Below are 4,688 nucleotides of genomic sequence, written 5' to 3' on the forward strand. Positions count from 1 at the left end.
GACCTGGCCGGCGCCGACCTCTCCGACGCGATCCTGGTGGGGGCCCGCACGGTGGCCTGGAACGTCTCGGACGCGAACCTCAAGGGCGCGCTGACCGACGAGCCGGCCGGCCGGGCGCTGAGCGACCTGCCCTACGCCGAGATGATCAAGGACCACGCGCGGTGGTGCGAGACGGGCGGGGCCGAGGGCAAGCCATCGTCGTTCGACAACGCCGACCTGCGCAAGCTGACCTCGGTGCGCGGTTACAACCTCACGGCGCTCTCGGCGAAGGGCGCGGTGTTCTACGGCCTCGACATGGAGGGCGTGCAACTGCAGGGCGCCCACCTCGAGGGCGCGGACCTGCGCAACTGCGTCCTGCGCCGCGCCGACCTTAGGGGCGCGCGGCTGGTGGGCGCAAAGCTGTCGGGGGCCGACCTGCGCGACGCCCAGATGGGGCCGCTGCTGCTGGGCGCCGACCGCGTGCTGCCGTGCAACCTGACGGGCAGCCAGCTCAAGGGCGCCGACCTGACCCGCGCCGACGTGCGCCACGCCATCTTCGTCGACGCCGACGTCAGCCGCGCCAACTTCTCCGGCGCCCTCCTCAAGCAGGCGGATTTCACCAGCGTGCTGCGCCATGGCGCGCGCGGCCTGGACGACGTGATCTGACAATAGAAAGGGCGGCGCTCCCGAAGGAACGCCGCCCGGTTCTTCTGAGAAGCGTCGGGTCGCTTACGCGGCCTTCTCGCCCTCGATCAGGCTCGGCTGGGCGGCCGTGTTGATCTGCACGGTGCGCGGCTTCAGCGCTTCCGGAAGCTCGCGCTTCAGCGAGATCGACAGCAGGCCGTCGGCCAGGTTGGCGTCGGTGACGATCACGTAGTCCGCCAGCTGGAACCGGCGCTCGAAGTTGCGCTCGGCGAGGCCGCGGTGGAGGTACTTCTTCGCCTCGTCATTGGCGGCCTTGCGGCCGGTGACGGTGAGCAGGTTCTCCTTCACCTCGACGCCCAGTTCTTCCGGACGGAAGCCCGCGACCGCGATGTCGACGCGGTAGGCGTTCTCGTCGGTACGCTCGATGTTGTAGGGCGGGTAGCCGGCGGCGCTATCGGCCGCAGCTGTCTCCAGCAGGTTCGCCAGGCGGTCGAAACCCACGACGGAGCGATAGAGGGGGGAGAAGTCGATCGTACGCATGCGGTCACATCCTTCTTTCAAAGCAAGGTTGCGTTGTCTGATGGACTTGCGGCGACCCATTCCGGCCTCGCCTACAGCCCAGAAGGCCCGGACATCCAGCGCCTCCAGGCCATGAGTTAGTGGCCGGATTTGACGGTTCAAGGGGGCTTTGCCGCGACGTTTGAGCGGCCTAGGTTGCCGCCCCAATCAGGAGGAATCCCAATGCTCCGCCTCGCCTCGGCTGCGGCCGTCGCTGTCGCCCTCTCCATTTCGGCTCCCGTCCAGGCCGCCGACGCCAAGCTGCAGGCTGTCGTGGCCGGAGCCCAGCGCGCGCCCGAGCACAAGGCCCGCGACGGCGCCCGCCACCCGGTCGAGACCCTGACCTTCTGGGGCCTGAAGGCCAAGCAGACGGTGATCGAGGTCAGCCCCGGCTCGGGCTACTGGACCGAGATCCTCGCGCCCTACGCCAAGGCCACGGGTGGGACCTACGTCGCCACCTCGGCGGATCTCGCCAACCCGAACATCTCGGAAGGCGCAAAGATGGCGCGCGCGAACTTCGAGAAGAAATACGCCGACACCGCGAAGTTCGGCGAGGTTAAGGTGGTGGGCTTCGGACCGGTGTCGGGCCCGCTGGGCGCGCCGGGCTCGGCCGACATGGTCATCACCGCCCGCAACATCCACAACTGGGCGCCCAACGCCGCGTTCCTCGAGAAGGCGATGAAGGACTTCCATGCGGTCCTGAAGCCGGGCGGCGTGCTGGCCGTCGAGGAGCACCGCTCGGATCCGAAGCCGTCGGCGGCGAACTGGGCGACCGGCTACATGACCGAGGCCGAGGTGGTCGCCGCGGCGGAGAAGGCGGGCTTCAAGCTGGCCGCGAAGTCCGAGGTGAACGCTAACCCGAAGGACACCAAGGACCATCCGTTCGGGGTGTGGACGCTGCCGCCCTCGCGCTGGACGACGGCCGGCGGCCGCGGCTCGGACCCGAACTTCGACCGCGCCAAGTACGACGCCATCGGCGAGAGCGACCGCATGACGCTGCGGTTCGTGAAGGCCGGCTGATCGCCGCGCTTTGACCCGGTCGACGCGCGGGGCTAGCACTAGCCTCGTGGGTCGGCCGGGGGGCGCTCGCGAGAGGGGGCCGCTTCGGCCATGATCCATCTGTCCCGACGCGCGCTGCTCATCGGCGCGACGGCCCTGGCGAGTTGCCGCGGGCGGCCCGAGACCCCGAAAGCCAAGCCGCCGAAGACCGTCGCGGAAGCCGTCGCCGGATCGTGGCGCAGCGCCGCCGACCGCGCCCGCGATTCGTGGCGCCATCCCGCCGAGAGCCTCGCCTTCTGGGGCCTGAAGCCCGGCGCGACGGTGGTGGAATTCTGGCCGGGGTCAGGCTGGTACACCGAGATTCTTGCCCCGTTCCTGGCCGCCACCGGCGGCAAGCTCTACGCCGCACACCTGCAGCCCGGCGCGTCGCCGGATCCGGCGGTGAGCCAGATGATCGAGGCCTACCGCACGAAGTACGCCGACAAGTCGAAGCTGTATGGCGAGGTCGAGGTGACGGCCTTCGGCGCGACCAGCGGACCGGTGGCGCCGGCGGGCTCGGCGGGCCTTATCCTTTTCCTGCGCAACCTGCACAACTGGATGGCCGCCGGCATCGCCGAGAAGGCCTTCCGCGACGCGTTCCTGGCGCTGAAGCCCGGCGGCGTGCTGGGGGTGGAGGAGCATCGCGCGGCGCCCGGCGGCGTGCCCGACCTCTTGGCCGAGAGCGGCTACGTCGATCAGGCCTATGCGATCCGCCTGGGGCAGGAGGCGGGCTTCCAACTCGCGGCGACCAGCGAGGTCAACGCCAACCCGAAGGACACCCGCGATCACCCGTTCGGCGTCTGGACGTTGCCGCCGGTGCGCCGCTCGTCGCCGCGCGGCCAGCCCGCCGATCCCGCGTTCGATCGCGCAAAGTACGACGCTATTGGCGAAAGCGATCGGATGACGCTCAAGTTCGTCAAACCGAAGCAGAGCGCTTAGGCGAAAGTGGAGGCCGGTTTCGCCCAGGGAGCGCTCTGAATGTAAAGATCGAGCCTGTTCACCCCGTTCGAATGGAGCCATTCGAACCGGACAGGCTCGACGCAAGTCACAAGCGGTTTACACAGCCAGCGCGCGAAGCGAAGCTCGCCCCTTCGATTCAGGAGAGTCATGGCCACTCTGGAGGAATTGACGGATCGCATCCGCCACGCGGCCGCGTCCGGCGACGGCCTTGCGCGGACGGTGAAGCTCGACCTGAAAGGCGAGGGCGTGATCCATGTCGACGGCGCCTCGGTCACCAATGACGACCGCCCGGCCGACCTCGTCGTGTCGGTCAGCCGCGCCGACCTCGTGAAGCTGGGGAAGGGCGAACTCGACCCGATGCGCGCGGTGATGACCGGGCGCATGAAGCTGTCGGACATGGGCCTCGCGTTCAGCCTGCAGCCGCAGATCCAGGCCCTCTTCGAAAGGGCCGTCTAGGCGCGCCGATGTTCGAACCGGCTCCCCTCGTCGACACCCCCGAAGCGCCGGTCCCGCCGGGCGCGGAGGCCGACTGGTTCGTGGGAGCCGGTGGCGCGAAGCTGCGCGCGGCGCTGTTCATGCCGAAAGGTCGTCCGCGCGGCTCGGTGGTGCTTTCGGGCGGCCGCACCGAGCCCATCGAGAAGTATTTCGAGGTGATCGGCGATTTCACAAGCCGCGGCTTCGTGGTGCTGGCGCACGACTGGCGCGGCCAGGGCTTGTCGGCGCGCGAACTCAGCGACCGGCTGAAAGGCCACGCCAAGGGCTTCAAGAGTTTCCTCGAGGACTATCGCAGGCTGCTGTCGGCCTACGAGAACCGGCTGCCCAAGCCGTGGATCGCCGTCGGCCATTCGATGGGCGGCTGCCTGACCTTGCTGGCGCTGGCGAACGGCGAGCGGCGCTTCGCCGGCGCGTGCCTGTCGGCGCCGATGCTGGGCCTGCACATGGGCGGCGTCCCGCGCACGGCCGCGGTGGCCATGACCCGGCTGAACCTCTCGTTCGGCCGCGGCAGCCGCTACACGCGTGGCGATCCGGGCAAGCCATACGACGACACTTTCGAGGACAATGTCCTCACCCACGACCGCACGCGCTTCGAACGGCATCGGGCGCAGATCCGCGCGCATCCCGACCTGGCGCTGGGCGGCCCGACCTGGGGCTGGCTGGACTTCGCGTTCAAGGCGATGGCCTTCCTCGCCAAGCCCGAGCGCCTGCGCGGCGTGACCATCCCGGTCGAGATCGTCTCGGCCGGCGCGGACGCCATCGTCGACAACGCCGCCCAGGCCGCTGCGGCGCGAAACCTTCCCCAGGGGCGCCTGATCACGGTCCCCGGCGCCTACCACGAAATCCTCATGGAGACGGACGACATGCGTAACATCTTCTTGCGAGTGTTCGACGCGCTCACCGGCAAGGCCGCGCCGAAGCCCGCCGAAGCTCCGAAGCCGGCGGCGGCCCCCGCGCCGAACCCGGCGCCTGCCGCCGCGGCCCCTGCGCCTGCGCCCGCCCCGGCGTCGGCG

The 4,688-nt window shown here is 69.7% G+C and carries 6 protein-coding genes; 5 read left to right on the top strand and 1 reads right to left on the bottom strand.

Going from position 1 to position 4,688, the window contains the following annotated elements; translation table 11 throughout:
- Positions 1 to 645 (top strand): pentapeptide repeat-containing protein (locus VGD44_RS17405; RefSeq protein WP_331089417.1); only part of this gene is annotated, 645 nt, incomplete at its 5' end.
- A gap of 63 nt (positions 646 to 708) precedes the next feature.
- Here the strand turns inward: VGD44_RS17405 and VGD44_RS17410 are convergent.
- Positions 709 to 1,164, bottom strand: coding sequence for an Hsp20 family protein (locus VGD44_RS17410; protein WP_331089419.1), 456 nt, complete (start codon positions 1,162 to 1,164; stop codon positions 709 to 711).
- A 195-nt stretch (positions 1,165 to 1,359) separates the two neighbouring features.
- Between VGD44_RS17410 and VGD44_RS17415 the strand changes: the two genes are divergently transcribed.
- The 4 genes from VGD44_RS17415 to VGD44_RS17430 form a co-directional block, all read left to right on the top strand.
- On the top strand, positions 1,360 to 2,202 hold the full coding sequence (locus VGD44_RS17415) for a class I SAM-dependent methyltransferase (protein WP_414694682.1): 843 nt from the start codon (positions 1,360 to 1,362) through the stop codon (positions 2,200 to 2,202).
- Between the two features lie 90 nt (positions 2,203 to 2,292).
- The gene (locus VGD44_RS17420; protein WP_331089423.1) at positions 2,293 to 3,159 is read left to right on the top strand and encodes a methyltransferase; all 867 of its coding nucleotides are present in this window, start codon (positions 2,293 to 2,295) and stop codon (positions 3,157 to 3,159) included.
- A gap of 168 nt (positions 3,160 to 3,327) precedes the next feature.
- Positions 3,328 to 3,636 (top strand): SCP2 sterol-binding domain-containing protein, encoded by a 309-nt coding sequence (locus VGD44_RS17425; protein ID WP_331089425.1) that lies wholly within the window; start codon positions 3,328 to 3,330, stop codon positions 3,634 to 3,636.
- Positions 3,637 to 3,644: 8 nt separating this feature from the next.
- A partial coding sequence (locus tag VGD44_RS17430) for an alpha/beta hydrolase (RefSeq protein ID WP_331089428.1) occupies positions 3,645 to 4,688 on the top strand: 1,044 nt, incomplete at its 3' end.

This window comes from Phenylobacterium sp., from assembly GCF_036402295.1.
In the GTDB taxonomy this organism is placed as follows: domain Bacteria; phylum Pseudomonadota; class Alphaproteobacteria; order Caulobacterales; family Caulobacteraceae; genus Phenylobacterium.